Below are 17,469 nucleotides of genomic sequence, written 5' to 3' on the forward strand. Positions count from 1 at the left end.
GTGGTCCGGTGGGTGCGGTGGGTTCGACCCCTGCGGTGGTGGCGTTGTGGGGGTGTTTTGGTGGGAAGTGAGAGAAATGCATTTTTTCGGGTGTGATAACCTGCAAGAAGAGCGAGTTTCCGAGGGATGAATGCAGGGTTATCACAACCCCCGGAACGGTGTCTGAAGCCAGATTTTCCGGGCGCCGGAGGCACCCTCGTCGAACGGCCCAGCCCCTCCTCGAAACGGCCGCATCAGGTGCCCGAACGGCCCGTCCGAAGGTTATGGCCCTCCCCTGCCGAAGATCCCCGTGTCTTGACGGGACCCATTTATAGCTCATCGCGGCTCGCCCCCGGGCGCTCTTTTCGGGGCCTGTGACAGGGCTTTGCAGGTCGCTTCCGGACAGCCGAAACGGCAGTGTTTCGGGACCCGCCAGGACCCGTTCCAGCAGGCACCAACGACCGTTTTCCATCCCTTCCGCACGGCTGCCCCAGGACACAAAAACACCCCGCCGGGACGACCTGGCGGGGTGTTTTTGTGTGGGCTGTGGCTATGCTGCCAGCGGCTGCTCGGCCTCGGCCATGGAGGCTGTGGGCTCTGTTTCCTTGCCTCCGTTGAGGATGGTTTCCACCTCGATCGGCACCCCCGAAACACTGCCGCTGCCGATCCGGCGGCGGGCCGTTTTGAGGGGTTTGCCGTGCTTGTTCAGGGTGCGCTTGACGAAGTCCGCAGCCAGCCCCTCGTCCCAGGCTCCGCCCCACCCTGAGGCGGCTCCCTGGCCGTACGGGATCAGGTTCGGGTAGGCGGCCTGTGCCTTGCTGAAGGCCGTGTTCAGGTCGAACAGGATGACCTTGCGGGGCACACCTGTTTCGTCCTTTTGCGTGATGACCGTCCCGATGGACATGCCGGCGGGGCGCAGTGATCCGTCGCTGCCGCCGGCGCCCCATCCGAGCCGGTGGTTGGCGAGCGATTCGCCGCTCTCGGTACCTTCGATGGGTGGTCGGCTGGGGTCATCGCCCGAGATGACGTGGGCCCCGCCTGAAGCCAGAAGGGCGGAGAGCGCCCGGATCAGGGAAGCCCCCGGTGCGGATTGGCGGTTCTCGGTGTGGGTGTTGTTGACCAGCTCGACGATGCCGTGGCCGAGTCCTTCAATGCCGAATTGTTCGACGAAGGCGTTGTCCATGCCCAGGTCCTGGGCCATCATTTTCAGCACCTCGAAGGTCAGCAAGGTGTCCGCGGCCAGGGACGTGATGCGCTCCAGGGAGCCGCCGGTGGCACCGGTCTCCTTCATGATGATCTCAGCGGACTTGCGGACCTGCCGGCGGATCTCCTCCAGCCGTTCCACGTAGCTTTCCCAGCGGCCCGGGGTGTGGGCTGCGGCATGGCGGATGTAGCGGATCATGTGAGAGGTGAAGCGGGCCTGGAGGCCTTCCTCGCGGGCCAGCTCGTTGATGCGGTCAGTGGGCGTGCGGTCCGGGTTGAGCTTGCCGGGGCCGACGTTCACCGGAATCAGGCGCTCCTTCACACTGGGCGTGACCAGTTCGTTCTCGGCCGTCATAACCAGTTGCGTCATGGGGCGCCGGGTGCGCCGGGAGGTCATGTCGGCGTTCATCCGGTGCTTGCCGGCATTGTTGAAGACGGCGCGGGTCATGTCGGAGAGCTTGGCGTCCTCGGCCTCGGACTGGTGGCGCATTGAGGACGGGGCGAGGTCGTCGATCACCCAGATCGGCGTGTACGAGAGGGCATTTTCGATGGCCGCGGCGGTGTCCTTGGCCTGGCCGGGAAGCTCGCCCTGCCAGTCGTCCTTGTGGCGGGCCCAGAAGTACATCATGGCCTGCGCGGACCACGACTTTCCGGAACCCTTGGACCCCCAAAGGTAGACGGAGGTGCGCGGGCGCAGGGGGATGGTGGGGCGCAACGCCGTGGCCAGGACGATGGCAGCGGTTGCTTCCTCGGTCCACGCCTGGGAGCCAATGTAGGCGTCCAGGACGGCCCGGAAATCGGCGCGGATCATGTCCCGGTACCCGGCCTCGGTGTAGTCGCCGTCCACCAGGTCGCCGACGCCGAAGTGCTGTGCCATGGGTACCCGCCTCTCATCGACCCCGCAGACGGCGGTGCCGCCCAGGTCGGAATCCCCGATGATCTGGTCCCCAACCAGAAATACCGGATCCTCCTTGTCAACCGGGACCCAGCCCATGCGCATCCACCGGGTCTTGAAGACAACTTCCTCGGAGCGGTGGCCCTTGACGGCGGCCAGCCAGCTTTCGCCCTTCTGGGCGCGCGGGGGCCAGGACGGGTGGAGGAGCAGTTCACGGGGAATCGTGGCGCCCTGGCGCACCCAGTCGGCCGGCATGTAGTTGAGGATGTTTTCGGGCCCGGTCACGATGGCCGAATGGTTGTGGTCGCCGCCCTTCCAGGACACCTCGATTTCAACCTGCGTCTCATCGACGTCGTATGGGGCCACGTCGGGGTCGAACAGCCCGGTGCGCAGTTCCTGGTCTGTGGGCTGGCGGACGGCCTCCAGGGACATGATGCGCCCGCCCAGGTCAAGCCTGTACTCCCAGTTGTACCCGCCGACGGTGCCGCCGGGTCCGTTGTTGACCGGGACGCACTCTTCCGCGGACAGTCCGTCCTTGGAGATGCGCCAGTTGCCGGCACGGTCCTCCGCGTTGCGAACAGGCGCATCAGGCATCTTGGTCGTGAGCTGGTTGACCAGCTGGTCCCAGGTCCCGGCCTTGGCCAGGTAGTCGTCCACACCGGCCTTGGCCATGCCGCCGCCGTCATCGGAGTTGACCTCCGGATTCAGGAAGAGGATCTTGCTCATCTTCGATTTTTCGTCCAGCTGCAGGAACAGTTTCTGGGCGGCAAGGTGGACGCTGGGGTTGATGGCCAGGTCAGCATCGAAGGCAATCCATCCGATGCGGTCCTTGAGGTCGATTTCTCGCCAGTCAATCGGATGCTGGTGGGCGTTGTAGATCCCTGCGATCGAGATGACCAGCACCCTGTCCGCTGCGGGGATGCGGTCCATGAGGGCCCGCAGCTTGGCCCGGGGATCCTCATCGCCGTCGCAGCGCAGTTCATCCCAGCTTGCCCCGTTGGCGTGCAGGTAGGCCGACAAGGCCGAGTCGCCCTTGAGCATCCCCTCGGCGAACATGACCACCGGAGTGGTGTCGATCCAGTCAATGGGCGTGCCGGGGTGCAGGTCCAGCGGGGTGACGGCGCCGGCCACAAATTCGTACTTCATGGGCTTGCCGCTCTTGTCGAGGTCCGGAAATTCCGGCCGGAGCTGGTAAGCCAGCGGCACGAGCTCGCTGTTGCGGCGTTCACTGATTTGGATGCTGGCAACGGAGTACCAGGGCATCTGCATGGCATCCTTGCCGGGTTTGCCCAGGGACTGCTTCCACCGCCGACCCTGACCGGTGGTCAGCTTGACGCCCATGGTCTTGGCTTCATCCGCGAAGTTGGTGTGATCGATGCGCTGGTAGCCGCGGGCGGCAGCCACCAGCGGGGCCACACCGGAATCAGCCAGCTTTTCCGCACCCGATCCGGCGATAAAGGAGTGGTAATCCTCCGGAACCCAGGTGGGCAGGTCAGGGATTCCGGCGTTCACACCGTTCAGGCTAGGGGCCTGGCGGGTCGCCGCCGGCGCAGGGGTGGCCGTGGTCGTGGTGGCAGTGAGGTCTGTTTTCTGGGGATCCATGATGGGCTCTATGCACGTCATGGGTCCACGGGGACCCTATATTGGCCATTCTGAAGCGCGAAGTCCCGGGACGGGGTGGGATGGTGGGCACTCACCCTGCCGCTGGCCGCCACCGTCCCGGGATCGAGCCGCTAGAGGTCGTCGTCGGTGATGCCGAATTCATCCTGGGCGACAATAATGGCGTACTCCTGGATTTTCAGGATGTAGGTGCGGACGGTGGAGATGGAGATGCCCATTTCAGTGGCGATCTCCTTCACCGTGGCGACAATGGGCGGCCCGTCGGTCCGGTACAGCCCGGAGAGCCAGAGCTCGGCCGCCCGGCCCAGCACCGGATTGTGGGAGGTTGTCCGCTTGACGATCAGCTTGACGAAACGCGGCCCCTCGGCGGGGTGCAGAACAAAGTCCGGGTCAATGGGCTCGGAGTAGTCGTGGTCGTCAATGTCGGCGCAGGCACGGTACGCATGGAGGTCATCGACGGTGGCCAGGACTCCCTGCTTGACCGGGTTGACGCGCTGTGCCCTCATCTTGGCGTTGTGGGTCTCCACGACTTGCCGGTCGGTCGGCTCGGCGCCCAGCTCGTGGCGCATCAGGTCGCGGGTCTGGTTGAGCAGGCGGATCCGGCGCAGGGTGGAGGACATTTCAGCCGCCGGCGCCATCTCCTTGTCCAGGAAGTTGCGGACGATCTGCCTTGACCTGACTTTGAGCATCCCGTCCCAGTTTTCGACCAAGTCCAGCTTGTCCTGGTCTGCCAGGTGTTCGGTCAGCATTTTGTAGGCCTCCTCGGCGACCATGGAGGTGAAGTCGTCACCGTGGGTGTTGGCATCGACGCCGAAGTTGCGGCACAGCCCATGCCCAATCATGCGGAACTGGCCCCACCGCTTGCGGAGGAAGTCGTTGATCAGGGCCGGTTGTGCGGAATCGGGAGCTGCAGCAATGGACCTGATGACGTCATGCGTACTCTCAGACATGAGAACTCCTTGCGTGAGGAAAGCCAGGCCAAGGCGGCCGCTGTTTGGGTTCAAAGGCATCAAGCCAAGCTGCGAATCTTCGTCCGCCGGCCCGGGGGTCCAGCAGCCATCCAACTGTGACAAGCCGCCGGTCAATTTCAACATCAAGCACTGACAAAATATGGCCGATAACACTATCGGCCTTGCCCCTGCCCCAGTTAGGTTGGGACATCAGCAACTGGCGCACCGACAGCCTCAGCAGCGCCTTGGATTCCTGGTGCTGGGCTTCCTGGAGCACGTCGTTGAGCGTGACGGTTCCGTCATGAACGAGCAGCATCCATTCGGCCCGGAGGCGTGCCGCATTCTGGCGGGCCTGGTTGAGCTTTTCCAGCCCGTAGGGTTGCAGTGCGCTCATGCCGCCAGGGGCCATTCCCTGCAAACTTCGGGCATGTCGGGGGTTAGGGGCGTGACCCGGGCCATCGCGTCGGGCGTGACGTTCAAAGCCAGTTCGGCGCGTTTGTCCGCCAGCCGGTCCCGAGGATAGACCTTGCGGTAGGCGTCGATGATGGCCGCCATTTCCGATTCCGGGTTTTGGCGTGCGATTTCACGGATTTTCGGGCCGATGTGGGGGTCGCCAATGCGCCGGCGAATCTCCGATTCAGCTTCCCGTTCCAGGTGCTTGCGCATGTACTTGTTGGGGTCCACCCGCAGGAAGCGTTCCGGGTCCATGCACAGCTCCAGCAGGCGGTGGAGCGTGCCGTTGTCCGGATCCTCCCCCTCGGCGACACTTTGGCCGTACATCATCCTGTCGATGACCTGGTCCAGGCTGATTTCGTCCAGCATGGGTTGGATGTCTCCGGTGAACTGGCCGATCTCGTAGGAGACGTAGGAGTGGGCCTTCAGAACGGTGTGCCGAACGAAGGGCTCTATTTCCTGGAGCAGGTGCCACCGGGCCTCCCGCCCGGCCTCCACCAAGGCCTGCAGGGCGGCCCGCACACGCAGCGGGGAGGCCGAGCCGACAAGGATGGGATCGTACATGCCGGGGGTCTCCGCAGGGCGTGCAGTGACGGGCAGGCCGGGGCGCTGGATGATGGTGGCCTGCCCGGCAAGGCTGTGGCCCAAGCCCCGGGAGCGGTAGGGCAGTTGGGTGCTGGAGTCCGAGACCACGCGAACGACAGGGCCGGCCCAGTCGGTGCGGATGGGCATCAACAGCCCGGTGCCGGTGCCGTGCTCACGGTTCTTGCGGCCAACGTTGATTTTTGGGCGCAGCCAGGACCATGCGGGCAGCACGACAATGCCCGCGGCCTCGGGCAGGTCCCCGTGGTCCAGGATGGCGGCAGCATCACGGCCGATGAGGATGGCTTCAAGGTCTGCGCAGCGCTGAACGAGCGGACCGTGGCGGCGCCACTCCTCGGCTTCCGTGTGTTCGACGACTTGGGCTGTCATGGCTAAGCAGCCTTCTTTCCGAACACACGGGAGAAGAAGCCGGGCTTCTGGCCTCGGCCGCGTTGCGGTTCATCGGCCCGGAACGCTTCGTTGCCCGTAATGCGCAGCAACGCCTTGCGCAGCACCGTCTCGATGTCAGGGTTGCTGAGGTTGAAGCGGCCGGCATTCATGTCGCTCTTGATCTCCGGGTCGCGTTCGACGGCGCCGAGGAAAGTCCCGAGACCGGCGAAGTAGTCAGAGGTTTGGACGGCAAAGTCCATCTGGCTGGGCTCGACCATGTTGATCATGGTCATCATCCGGTCCACGGGGACGCCCTCCAGGGCGAACTTCTGCAGCCGGTCGTTGAGGTTGTTCAGGCCGGTGTTGCTCAGGTCGGTGACGCCGATGCCCCACGCGTCGTGGACCAGGGCCGGGACGATGATCCGCCCGACAACGCCCGTGCGGTCCACGTTCTCAATGATCTGCGTGTCCAAAACGACCAGGTCAGCATTGCGGCGGCAGTAGCTGATCATGTCCAGGTACAAATCATTGGTCACAACGCTGGTGTCGTTGATGTCATCCGGCGGTGCCGCGACGAAGGCGAAGTTCACGTGGCCGAGGTTGTCTTCCCGGTTTTGGTTGATCACATCGGGAGTGAGCACGGCCGAGCGCAGCGACCCGATTCCCGCATCGAAAATGGTCGGCAGGTTGGTCCGGTTGAGGCGCATGATGGTGCGCAGGTCGCCCTGCCCCGAGTTGCCGTCGATGAGGATCACACGCAATCCGGCAGCGGCAGCAAATCGGGCCAGCTGAATGGAGGTCGTGGATTTTCCCACGCCTCCCTTGCCGGCATGCACGATGGCCAAGGCGGCCAGCCCGGCCGCCGAGCGGCCGCTACCCGAAAGTCGCGATGCTTCAAAGTTGTCAAAGACGGCTGAAGCGTCCCGCAAGCCGTCCTGGATCGGCCGGACGGGAGCAGGCGCGGTCCAGGCGCTGGCGACTTCCGCTGTCCGATGTTTTTCGGGTTCAGGGGACAGGAAGTCCTCGGCCGCAGGCATCCTCGCGGCGGGACTTGCCGGTGCGGGGAGGGAAGTGGGAACCTCCCAGTCCTCGATGCCGAGTTCGTCCGCTGTCAGGGCTTGGACCGAGCCTGCGGCTGGTGACGCCGGACCGACGTCCCAGTCGTCCTCGACGTCCATGGCGGACGGTGCTGTCTGGGCATCCTCAGCGCGATGTTCAAGTTCGCGTGCGGCTCGCCGGGACAACGGACGCTCCTCAAGGGTGTCCCATGGATCTGCCTCAGCCGTCGGTGGGACGGGCTGGACGTGTGCCCGCTCAGCGACCAGTTCCGTAACAGGCTCCGGTTCCGAGACGGGCTCCCAGGATTGGGGTGCAGCGGACGGGGCCTGGAAGTCATCAAATTCGTCCACCATGCCCAACGTCAATGGGGGGAAGGCCGGGGCTTCGTCGAAGTTGTCATCAAAGAGATCATCGTCAATTTCCGGCAATACGAGTCCGGCAGGAGCCACTGTGCGGCGGGGGTAGGTGGCATCCCCCATCGCACCGTCAAGGGCCTCCATGCCGACGGCGGCGAGCAGGGCGTTGACCGTAAGCGGTTCGAGCAGCTCCCTCACCGTTGGCGATGTGATGATTGGCTTCTCAGGGTTGCGCATGACGGCGGTGATGACCGGCGCCCCCTGCTTCGAGGCAGTCTGGGCGATACGGTCCAGCCAGGCACGCAAGCCCGGCGAAGCCACGTCGGCGGCGATGATGGGGAACGCGCCGACGGTAGACATTTCGTCACGGATGGCCGCTGCTGCGGTTCGAAAGTCGGCTCCGGTCAGCACTGTGACACCGGCTTCGGCCAGCAGGGCGGCCAGCTCCGGCAACTCAATGAGGCCTACGCGGGGCGACTTGGATGGGGTCGTTTTAGCTGTGTTCACGAATACCTCTATGCAGAAACTCTTTCCACGGCCGTTTTATAATTCCAACCGGTATATTTGGTGAAGAATTTGTCCTTCGGGAGCGGCAAACAGCGATCAGATGGAAGGACTTCGATGAGTCAGCCAGAGACAGTATGGGTAACCCGGTGGGTGGTCGCCCTCAGCGAGCCGCTCATCGGCGCTGCTGCCCGTGCCGAAATTGACTCTCGGATGGTCAATCTGGTCACCACGCACCCGCATTGGTTTGCCGCATGGGCCTCCGGCTACCTTTCCAGCCTGGTGTGCTCCCTGGACTCCTCCGACCCCTGGACGCAGCTGTCCATCATTGACGGCAAGGTCGTCCTTCCGGATGGCTCGCCGTTCGGAACCTGGGTGGACGCCACGGACCTGATCCATGCCGACAAGCCAGACCTGCGCTCCGACCTGGGCCTGGCTGCCCTGTTCGACCCTCTCAGTGACGAGTCAGCACGGATGCTGGCCACAGCTTCACGAGGGTGGGACAAGACGTTGGCCTGGTGCGAGTCGGAGATTCTCCTTACGGCCCGATTCACTCCTGAAGCTGGCGTCCGTTTTTTCGAGATCGCCTCGGCCGCCATCCGCTGGGCCATCTTCCGACGACGCATATTCGCCGGCAAGGACGACCCCTACATCCCCGTTTGTGCCACCCAGTGGCTGGACCGCGCGCTGAAGGTCATCAGCGGGGAGCGCTGGGATGAGGCCCGGGCTGCGAGGATGCTGGCGGGATCAAAGGTTCAGGACGGCACCTACGCAAAGTTCACCGGATCCGGAGACTCCAACTTCTAGCCCTCGTCTGCCGCACACATGGCAGGTATGAAGACCGATGATGAAATCAGAGAGTCCGAGCCCGAGTCGATCGGCCAAGCGAAACTGTGCGGCCCCTATGACAACCCGGTGGCGGCTGAGCTGACCCGGGATGACCGGTGGGCTCTGGACAGGATGCAGGACGAAAGCGACGAGCCCGTGTACACGCCGAGGGCTGCCTAGGCGTATTCATTGTGCCCCACCCCATGTTTCACCGGGATGGCCTGATCAAGCACGCAGGCCGGGCAGAGCACGTCCCAGTCAAGGCACCACCCCGATTTCTTGGCCAGACGCAGTGCCGCGACCTGCGGCAGATCGTACGCACGGCTGGCCGCGTTGGGACACCCGTTTCCGTTGACGCCGTCACAAGTGACGGTGGTGATGCAAATCGCTTGAACACACAAAACTAACCCCCCAGGGTGAATGGCCTCGTTAGAGACCTAGCGTGAAATGTTGCGGATGAGGTCGGCGAGATTCCCCCGAATCGCGGGACCGTGGCCGGGAAGAACGACGTTGACATCGAGGCTGGGAAGCAACTCCAGCGAATCGACGGCTTTGTCGAGCTCATGGTGAAACATGGGATGGAGCATTTGGGGTCCGGAGTTCTGGCTGATCATATGCCCGCTGACCAGTGCGTCACCGCTGGCCAGCGCTCGTGCCTCCTGAAAATAGAAGACACAATGCCCAGGCGTATGCCCGGGGGTTTCGACCGCCTGCGGCGCCCCTGGCAACTTCTCCAACACTGCACTGTCGAAGATGGCCGCTGCCGGAATGTCGTTGGTGATGGTTCCACCGGCTCGGGTGGCATGAATCGCCCACCGAATCACCTTTGGACGCCAGAGGTAGGGCAGGGCCTTGCGGACGTCGACCTGGAATTTCTCCTCCCCCAGGAGGGTCTTGTATTCGCCGGCGCTGCAATAGACGGGCGTCCCGTACTGCGTGGAAAAATGTCGGGCGCCGCCGGTATGGTCGGTGTGCCCGTGCGTAATCAGGATCGCCGCGGCGCGCGCGGGATCCAGGCCCAGATAGGCGATTGAGTCCAAAAGGATGGGCAGGTCTGCAGGGTATCCCGAATCCACAAGTGTGAAGTCTTGCCCGTCACGGGCGATGACCCAGTTGGAGGCCGGGCCCTCAACCAAGTAAAGGCCGGGCGCGTGCTCCACGGGAGTGAATGAACGACGATGCATGGGGACAGCTGTCTCCTGGACGAATAGCTAGTGAGCTGACGAAAAGAAACCAGCCTATGCGGCATCCGCCGGGAGGGCTTGAGTAGTTCAATCAAACGAAAGGCTACGTAGCATCCGCCCGTAGCCCCCAAAACCGATTATGTCACACCGGAAGTGTCAAAGACGAATTTCTTGGCCATGTCCAATTTTCGTGTCGGACTGACGTTGCCACACATGAAAGACAAAGGCCCCTGCGTGTAAGTTTAATTTGTCAAAAGGAGATGCAGGCATGGTACCGGCCATCAATACACAGGATCAGTGGATACTCGTTGATACCCTCAATGACGCGCAACTTGGCTTGCTAAGCATTGGTGACACCAATTTTTACGGCGGCAGCCTGCGGAAGAATCTCGACTCGCGTGGCCGCGAACTGCTGATCGACCGGATTCGGCGCATCGTTGGCACCGGGCAACACATCACGGAGCATGACGAGTACGGCGGCGAACGCTGGCAAGTCATCGTCGAGCCGATCGTCTCGCCCGTCAATCAAGTGGTAATCGGTGTCTTGGCCGCTTATCACCAGGAAGGTGAAGCGCTCCCTCCCCGCCCGGTGGTCGGCTCCATCGAATGGGAAATCCACGAGGACGGCCGGCGCATTGAAACGGTGTGGAGCAACGAGATGTTCACCCTCTATGAAGTACCGCGCAGTGGCGCCGGCAGTGCAACCGGAGACATGAGCGGATGGATCAGCCAGTTTATCGCCCCGGAGGACCGGGCCCGGATGAAGGTTGTCATCGATGGCGGCATCGCCGCCCCCGATGGCCAGCGCCACCTCATCTCGTATCGCATCCTCACCAGGGACGGAGAGGACAACCCCGGCTCCAAGCAGCTGGAGGCCTCCGGGCGGGTGTTCATCGACGAGAACCGGCCCGTCAAGTGGCTGCGCAGCATCACCCGCGAGGTGAGCGGCTTGTCCCCGAGAGCACCCCAGGAGCTGGACATGAACAGCGCAGCCCTGGTCCGTGCGGCCTTCGAATTGTCCGCGGACCGTGCACTCATTGCCATCGACCTTTCCTGCTGGCAAATTTTCATGACCTCGCCCAACTGGTCCTCATTCAGCCTCCGCTCCCCCCGCTACGGCTACCTGCCCCACACCATCCATCCGGACGACTACCAGAGATTCCGCACCCTTTGCCAGGCTGCCGACGTTTTCAATGCCCCGGCGGCCGTCAGGTTCCTGCAAACAGATGGCAGCTACCGGCTCTACGAAGTGGCAGCCAGCAACGGACACTTCCGGTCGGCCAACGAGCGCTACATTGTCGCAAGCCTGCTCCCGGTCTTGAACGGCTAGGGATTCCGGCTTGGCACGTTCTGCCCTCCGGGCCGGGTGCCGCACACATAGGAGACATGAGCCCCCAGCTGCAGTCCCTGCCACTGAAGTCAATGGATCCGTCCGCGCTGACTATTGCCATCCTGGACGAGTGCGCTGGAATGGGCGGTGCCGGCCACCGGCAGGTGTACCGGGCCATCTCGGACGCATCTTTCCTGCATCGGCACCAAACCCGTGCGAATCGTGGGAACCTGCCGCGTACCAGCTACATTGAGCATCCGCTGCGCAATGCGTTGCGCCTGCTCCGGTGGGGCGCCACGGATCCGAACCTGGTGGCTGCCGCAGTGCTGCATGACGTGATTGAAGACTGCGACGTTGACATCATCCGCCACTTTCTGGACCTTGACCCCACCGATATGCCGCGCACCGAACGCCGGAGCAGGGCAGTGGAATGGATGCAGTCCACCCACGGTGCTGTTGTAGCGGACCTGGTTCTGGCTGTCACCAATCCGTTGGCCGAGCCGGGGCTTTCCCGGGCCTACAGGAACATCGTTTACGCAAGCCACGTTGTGGCGAAGATCAACGGCTCGGCCGCGGTCTTCCTCATCAAACTGGCGGACTTTGTCGACAACGCCTGCAGCCTCCACCACAACGCTGCCGACGACCGCACCGGCATGGTCGAGCGGCTGGCGACCAAGTACCTCCCCCTCGTCCCCCACTTTCTGGACGCGCTGGACGGCCACAGCCATTGCCTCCTCGAACTTCTCTCGGCGGGCTCTCCCGAAGCCATTCGCGATCAGCTGGAGGGTGCCGGCCGGCGCCTGGAGCTCCTGGCCGCCTAAACCATCTCCGCCAGGGGGCGTCCTGGCGACAAGGACTGGCACGTCCGCACACATGGCGGGCATGGGAACACGAATCAGAAAAGCCATCGGCTACGCACTGACAGACCTTGAAGAGAACGACCCTCGCATCAATTGGGCCAGCCCGTTGCTGGACTTTGAGCTGTTCGACGGCACCAGCCCTGACGGGGAGCCTATGACCTTCGACGGCCTGGCAGACTACATCGCCCGCAACAACCCAGGCAGCCCAATCCCTGGACTACTCCGCGTCGAAGCCAAGATCAGGCCCTACACCCCGCTCAACGATTGCGTCATCCATGACACCGAAGGCGGCGACCCGGCCGTGCTGGTCGTCGTACCTCCCAGCTACCTGGGCTCCTGGACCCACAGCGATGACGACATCGACTACATCGAGGCCCACTTCGGCGAGGGACCGGACACAGACCCGGTCGTCACTCCTGTTCCCGGAGGCTTCTATCCCTTCAACGGGGTATTCATGGACCGGCAGACAGGCCTTGACCTGATCGCCGGTCGGACCATGGGGTTCCGCCACGGAATCCGCGACGGCGTATCCCCGGAAGAGCTGGACGGGTTGGCACGAAACATCCGCCTCGACGGGGACCCTGTGGACACTCCAGGCCCGTTCACCAACGCTGCCGAGGCCGTAGACCGCATCACCCCCAGGCTGCCTGAGGAAGTGAAACACCTGGCCTCGTTTGGTGCGCTGTTCACCGACCCGCTGGGTTGGTCCGGACTACGCCCTGTCCACTACAAATGGTGGTCATGAAAGGGACCCGGTCCGCACACATGACATCCATGAGACCCCCTATGAACTTCTTCGAGGTAGCCCTTGAAGTCCGCGAGGACTGGCACCGCGTCGCCCACCGGACCGCCCGCGTTCCTGTTTTCGAAGCCGACAGCATCCCTGTTGGCCTTCGAGTCCCCAATACCGACGGTGTCTATAACACCGAACCGTCCGACTATCTTGACCTGCTTTTCCACAACGACACGCTGTATGCCCCCAAGCGGCACTACGTCAAGAGCCGCAACGTCTACGTGGATGTCATGGCGGGCAAGCGACATTTCAGAAACACCCGCAGCGTGGACAGCGATGGATGGGATATGACCGCCGAGGAGGAAGCGGACGAGTATGTTGATGCCATCAACCGTCACATCATCGTCGACGGTCTCGTGCTCACACCCGTTGCCGAACCAATTTTCCGAGTCCATCTCATCAAGACCAACGGGTGGTGCCCGCATTCCCTCATCAAGGTTGTTGAAGCAACCTTCAGCACTATGGATGGTTGCTGGTACTCCATGGCTGAATTGGCTCGCGCCAGATCCAAAGCGCATGCCCTGGCCAACCGCACCGGCTGCGCCGAGTGCTCGGCAACGATCGTCGGCATTCTCGAACCGCAAATTCTAATCCCTGAGTCAATCCAGGCACTGCCGTTCACAGCCCGCCAAGCTCAAATGCGCCATGAGGTGACAATCCGGACACGATCCATGATTGAGTCCTTAGGTAAAACGCTGACCCGAGATTCGCTCGATACTGCACAAAGCCGGGTCGAGCATATTGCAAGCCGCATGCGTGACTATGATCTGGAATCGGTGGGGGTAAACCTGATTGCCCGGCATCCAGACAGTGAAGACATCGAGTGGGATGATTCCTGGGTTCCGCCCGTGGCAAAGCCCTCCCGCCGCACACTGACAGTTGTACGCTAGTCCCCTGAAACTCATGAAAGTGAGGACTCCTTGAGCCCTGCACCTGTCGTCCGCCAGCATCGCGGCATTCCTGTCGGCGGCCAGTTCGCCGAACGCAACCACCCCGAAACCGGCCTTTCACTTCCCACCGGGCTGCTTGGCGCCGACGCCTATGCGGACGCCGTTGAACGAGCCCTCTCGGCCGCCAAAGCCTACGAACAGACCGATGTGGAGGAGATGTCGGACCCCGAGTTTGATCGACTCCTGGCTTCCATCCGTGCCTATGAAGCAGCCAACGACATGGAGCCCGAACACGGCCTCTACGACGTCGGACACGGTGGGGCCACCGGCGGCGACGTCGAGCACGCCACGCGCATGCTCTCCCTGGACAAGCCCGGCGAGGATGGGGTCATCGACTTCGCCAAAGCCCACCCGGACGCCATCATTGAACCGAAGATCGACGGGCTGGCCCTGAGCATCCGCTACGAAAACGGCATCTTGATGACCGGAGCGCGCCGCGGCGACGGATACTCGGGCGAGGACGTCACCGCCCGGCTTTACGGAGTCGAGGGCCTCCCGGACACCATCGATTCGGGCACCTTCGAGGTCCGCGGCGAGCTGTACCTCAGCGACGAGAACATGGTGAAAGCCAATGAGGTCCGCGCCGCCGCCGGCAAGCCGCCGTTCAAGAATGCCCGCAACGGGATCGCCGGCATGATCAACAAGGAAGACGGCAGTTACGACGGGCTGTACAGTTTTGCCGCCTACTCCACCACCCTGGACGAACGAGCCGACCACACCGAAAACATGGCCGCGCTGGAAGGTCTGGGTTTCACCACGGCCCGGTCCCTACTCCCGCAATCGGTGCTGGACGCCCCTGACCCGATGGCCGCCATTGCCGCCCTGGGCGCCGAACGCAAGGGCCTGGGTTTCCTCATGGACGGGGCCGTGCTGAAGGTAAACACGGCCGCCGAGCGCGACGCCTTGGGTGAGCGGACCAGTTCCCCGCGCTGGGCGACGGCGTTCAAGTACCCGCCGGTCGAGGAACCAACCGTGATCGAGGACATCGAATACGAGATCGGCAAGACGGGACGCCTGTCCCTCCGCGCGCGACTCGCACCGGTCGATGTCGACGGCTCCACCGTAACGTATGCTTCCCTGCACAACGTCGGCGACCTGATGCGCAAGGATTTGCGCATCGGAGACACCGTCCAGGCCTACAAGGCAAACGACATCATCCCCCAAGTCCACCTCCCACGCACCGACCTGCGCTCCGCAGCATCAAAGCCATGGCAGCCGCCGGCCACCTGCCCCAAGTGCAACGGCGAATTCGACAAGTCCACCGAGCTGTGGCGCTGCACGAACCCGGACTGCTCCGTCTCCGGGCGGATCCAGTACGCCGCCTCCCGCGATGCAGGGTTCGACATCGAAGGCCTGGGCGGCTCCATCGGCGATGCCCTCATCGAAGCCGACCTGGTCAAGGACGTCTCCGACCTGTTTTACCTGAAGCAGGAAGACCTGGCGAACCTGCCTCTGGGCATGACCGAGAAGGGCACCGAACGCCGGGTGGGCGAGAAGACGGCGGCGAAGATCATGGCCGAGATCGAAAAGGCCAAGTCCCAGCCCTTGAACCGAGTCATCACCTCCCTGTCCATGCGCTACACCGGACGGACCTTCGGCCGGCGCCTGGCCGCCGCCTTCCCGACCATGGAAGCCTTGCGATCGGCGACGGTCGACCAGCTCGCCAACGTCGAAGGCATCGGCCAGACCAAGGCCGAAGGCATCCACGCAGGGCTGAAGGCCAACGCTGCAGTGCTGGATCGGATGGCGGCCGCCGGCGTCAACATGGGCACTCCACCGAGGGAGCGCCCGGCAGGGGTCCGTCCACCGAAGCTGGTCGCGCCCGACGGCGCCCCGATGAATGTAGTTATCACCGGCAGCCTGAAAGGCTCAGCCCTCGGATCACTCTCTCGGACCGGGGCCCAGGAGCTGATCGAAGCGAACGGCGGCAAGGCCAGCGGGTCGGTCTCCAAGAACACCTCCTTGCTGGTGTGCGGCGAAGAAGGCTCGTCAAAGTGGAACAAGGCCAAGGAACTGGGCATCAAGGTCGTCACCCCTGACGAGTTCGCCCGAATGTTAGAGGATGGCGAGGCGTAGCCTGCCGCTCAACACAAGGGCCCCTCCGGAAAGGCAGGGGCCCTTGTGCGTCCAGGCTTGGAAACAGCGTCGGCTCCACCCTTTTCACCGAGTCTCGGACTCAGGACTACTGCTCACCCTCGCGTTCGATGATCCCGCGAAGGGTGGATTCCGTGAACGTCGTGGTTGAGTCGGTGAGGTACTGGGAGTAGCTGGTGTTGAAGTAGCGCCTGGCCTGCTCGTAATAGGGGACCTGCAGCCGGTAGAGAAGCTCCATGGCCGGCTTGAGGTCCACTCCCGGTACGAAATTCATGGGCGCGGTCGTCGGCCCGTTCCATAGGTAGCCTGCCCACCATTGCAACCCGTTCACTCCCAGCATCGTGTTCAGATCGTGGGATTTCGGCAGCCGCTGCATGTTGTCACACGCGCCTTTGTGGAGGATGTAGAACTTCTCGGGGAAGTCATTTTGCACCACGCCGACGTTATCGGACACGACGGTCGGGTCGTTCCAGCTGACCGTGCCCGCGTGCGGCTCAGTGATCTGGCCTTTGCAGTTGTCGCAGTACCAGATAGTCAGCGGCGGATCGATGCGAGTGTTCGCCATGGGGGTCCTGTCTGTGGGCTTGAGTTGATCGAACCAATAGCCTAGACGATGTCCCCAGTTGAGCCGCATCGATGAGCGCGGAACTTCGCAACGGCATGTTCCATATACGGGACACGAGGTGATAATGTTGCGTATATGGAACACATTTTTCTGGATGGGTGGATTAAGCGGTCTGGGCTGAGCAAGTCCTACGTCGCTTCCGCCTCCGGCGTGTCCAGGTCGACCATCCACCGCATTCAGCACGGGGAGACCGATCCGACACTGGGCACCTTGCGGGAGCTGGCCATCGCCTGTGGGTTGGACCTGGACCTTCAGGTGCGCCCCCTCAGTGATCCCTTCGCGGCCCAGGCGGCGCGGATGCTCCTGGAGCAGGGCTTTGAACCCGACAGCCTGGCCGAAGCCAACCAGTGGGTGAACCGACTCCACCGGCTGGGACTGCAGGACCCGGTTGCCGTCATCGACTACGCCGGACGGGCCTCTGGGCTCCTGGCATTGGGCGCGCCGAGCGTCTACTTGCGGGGCGACATCGATACGCTGCGCCTGGCCTCTGCCGGCGACGCGACGGGAGCGAGGTGGGCGCTGTCCGGTCAGCCGCATCTGGAGCTTGGCGCAGGCCGCGCGGTCGCCGGCGTGAAAGTCCTGTGGGCCGAGGAACCCCGGTTGGCCGCCTCCCTTCTGGCCGACACGCTGAAGGAGGCCCGGTCCCCACACACCGCCACAGTAGTCGTGGCCGCCGCCCTGCCCGCGGTCTTCCACGCCTCGTTCAAGAGCGGTGGGCTCAATTACGTGGCGCCCATTCAGGCGCTCATCGACGGGTTCTCGCTCGGCGGCCAACTCGCCGGGGTGGCCGCGACAATCGCAAAGGAGTGGTGAG

At 63.3% G+C, this 17,469-nt stretch carries 15 protein-coding genes; 8 read left to right on the top strand and 7 right to left on the bottom strand.

Translation table 11 applies throughout. From position 1 onward, the window contains the following. Positions 1–529 precede the first annotated feature (529 nt). The 5 genes from LPN03_RS13080 to LPN03_RS13100 form a co-directional block, all read right to left on the bottom strand. Complete coding sequence (locus LPN03_RS13080) at positions 530–3,679, bottom strand: hypothetical protein (protein WP_262454542.1); 3,150 nt, start codon at positions 3,677–3,679, stop codon at positions 530–532. A gap of 131 nt (positions 3,680–3,810) precedes the next feature. Continuing rightward, positions 3,811–4,647, bottom strand: coding sequence for a hypothetical protein (locus tag LPN03_RS13085; RefSeq protein ID WP_262454543.1), 837 nt, complete (start codon positions 4,645–4,647; stop codon positions 3,811–3,813). After that, entirely contained in the window at positions 4,640–5,056 is a 417-nt protein-coding gene (locus LPN03_RS13090) for a hypothetical protein (RefSeq protein ID WP_262454544.1), read from the bottom strand. The genes LPN03_RS13085 and LPN03_RS13090 overlap by 8 nt, the downstream gene beginning before the upstream one ends. Further along, the gene (locus LPN03_RS13095; protein WP_262454545.1) at positions 5,038–6,072 is read right to left on the bottom strand and encodes a hypothetical protein; all 1,035 of its coding nucleotides are present in this window, start codon (positions 6,070–6,072) and stop codon (positions 5,038–5,040) included. Before LPN03_RS13095 ends, LPN03_RS13090 begins: the two co-directional genes overlap by 19 nt. A gap of 2 nt (positions 6,073–6,074) precedes the next feature. After that, positions 6,075–7,994, bottom strand: coding sequence for an AAA family ATPase (locus LPN03_RS13100; RefSeq protein ID WP_262454546.1), 1,920 nt, complete (start codon positions 7,992–7,994; stop codon positions 6,075–6,077). Positions 7,995–8,108: 114 nt separating this feature from the next. Here LPN03_RS13100 and LPN03_RS13105 point away from each other — a divergent pair, with 114 nt between their 5' ends. Both LPN03_RS13105 and LPN03_RS13110 read left to right on the top strand, forming a co-directional pair. Continuing rightward, the gene (locus LPN03_RS13105) at positions 8,109–8,798 is read left to right on the top strand and encodes a hypothetical protein (RefSeq protein WP_262454547.1); all 690 of its coding nucleotides are present in this window, start codon (positions 8,109–8,111) and stop codon (positions 8,796–8,798) included. Between the two features lie 27 nt (positions 8,799–8,825). Next, a complete protein-coding gene (locus tag LPN03_RS13110) occupies positions 8,826–8,999 on the top strand; it encodes a hypothetical protein (RefSeq protein WP_262454548.1) in 174 nt (57 codons plus the stop codon). Positions 9,000–9,256: 257 nt separating this feature from the next. Here the strand turns inward: LPN03_RS13110 and LPN03_RS13115 are convergent, their stop codons facing one another. Beyond that, positions 9,257–9,979, bottom strand: coding sequence for an MBL fold metallo-hydrolase (locus tag LPN03_RS13115; protein WP_262454549.1), 723 nt, complete (start codon positions 9,977–9,979; stop codon positions 9,257–9,259). Positions 9,980–10,271: 292 nt separating this feature from the next. On the opposite strand from LPN03_RS13115, the gene LPN03_RS13120 reads away from it, so the two are divergent. From LPN03_RS13120 to ligA, 5 genes are all read left to right on the top strand, one after another. Then, the gene (locus LPN03_RS13120) at positions 10,272–11,333 is read left to right on the top strand and encodes a hypothetical protein (RefSeq protein WP_262454550.1); all 1,062 of its coding nucleotides are present in this window, start codon (positions 10,272–10,274) and stop codon (positions 11,331–11,333) included. A gap of 56 nt (positions 11,334–11,389) precedes the next feature. Beyond that, on the top strand, positions 11,390–12,154 hold the full coding sequence (locus tag LPN03_RS13125) for a hypothetical protein (RefSeq protein WP_262454551.1): 765 nt from the start codon (positions 11,390–11,392) through the stop codon (positions 12,152–12,154). 61 nt (positions 12,155–12,215) lie between these two features. After that, positions 12,216–12,938 (top strand): hypothetical protein, encoded by a 723-nt coding sequence (locus tag LPN03_RS13130; RefSeq protein WP_262454552.1) that lies wholly within the window; start codon positions 12,216–12,218, stop codon positions 12,936–12,938. Between the two features lie 41 nt (positions 12,939–12,979). Continuing rightward, entirely contained in the window at positions 12,980–13,876 is an 897-nt protein-coding gene (locus LPN03_RS13135) for a hypothetical protein (RefSeq protein WP_262454553.1), read from the top strand. A gap of 30 nt (positions 13,877–13,906) precedes the next feature. Then, a complete protein-coding gene (gene ligA, locus LPN03_RS13140; protein ID WP_262454554.1) occupies positions 13,907–16,012 on the top strand; it encodes an NAD-dependent DNA ligase LigA in 2,106 nt (701 codons plus the stop codon). 106 nt (positions 16,013–16,118) lie between these two features. Here ligA and LPN03_RS13145 read toward each other — a convergent pair whose 3' ends face one another. After that, positions 16,119–16,595 carry a hypothetical protein gene (locus tag LPN03_RS13145; protein ID WP_262454556.1) on the bottom strand — a complete coding sequence of 159 codons (477 nt, stop codon included), beginning with the start codon at positions 16,593–16,595 and terminating at the stop codon, positions 16,119–16,121. A gap of 135 nt (positions 16,596–16,730) precedes the next feature. On the opposite strand from LPN03_RS13145, the gene LPN03_RS13150 reads away from it, so the two are divergent. Continuing rightward, positions 16,731–17,468, top strand: a complete 738-nt coding sequence (locus LPN03_RS13150) for a helix-turn-helix domain-containing protein (protein WP_262454557.1) — start codon at positions 16,731–16,733, stop codon at positions 17,466–17,468. Position 17,469: the final 1 nt, after the last annotated feature.

The sequence above is a fragment of the Arthrobacter sp. A2-55 genome (assembly GCF_025548615.1).
GTDB classification, from domain to species: Bacteria; Actinomycetota; Actinomycetes; order Actinomycetales; family Micrococcaceae; genus Specibacter; species Specibacter silviterrae.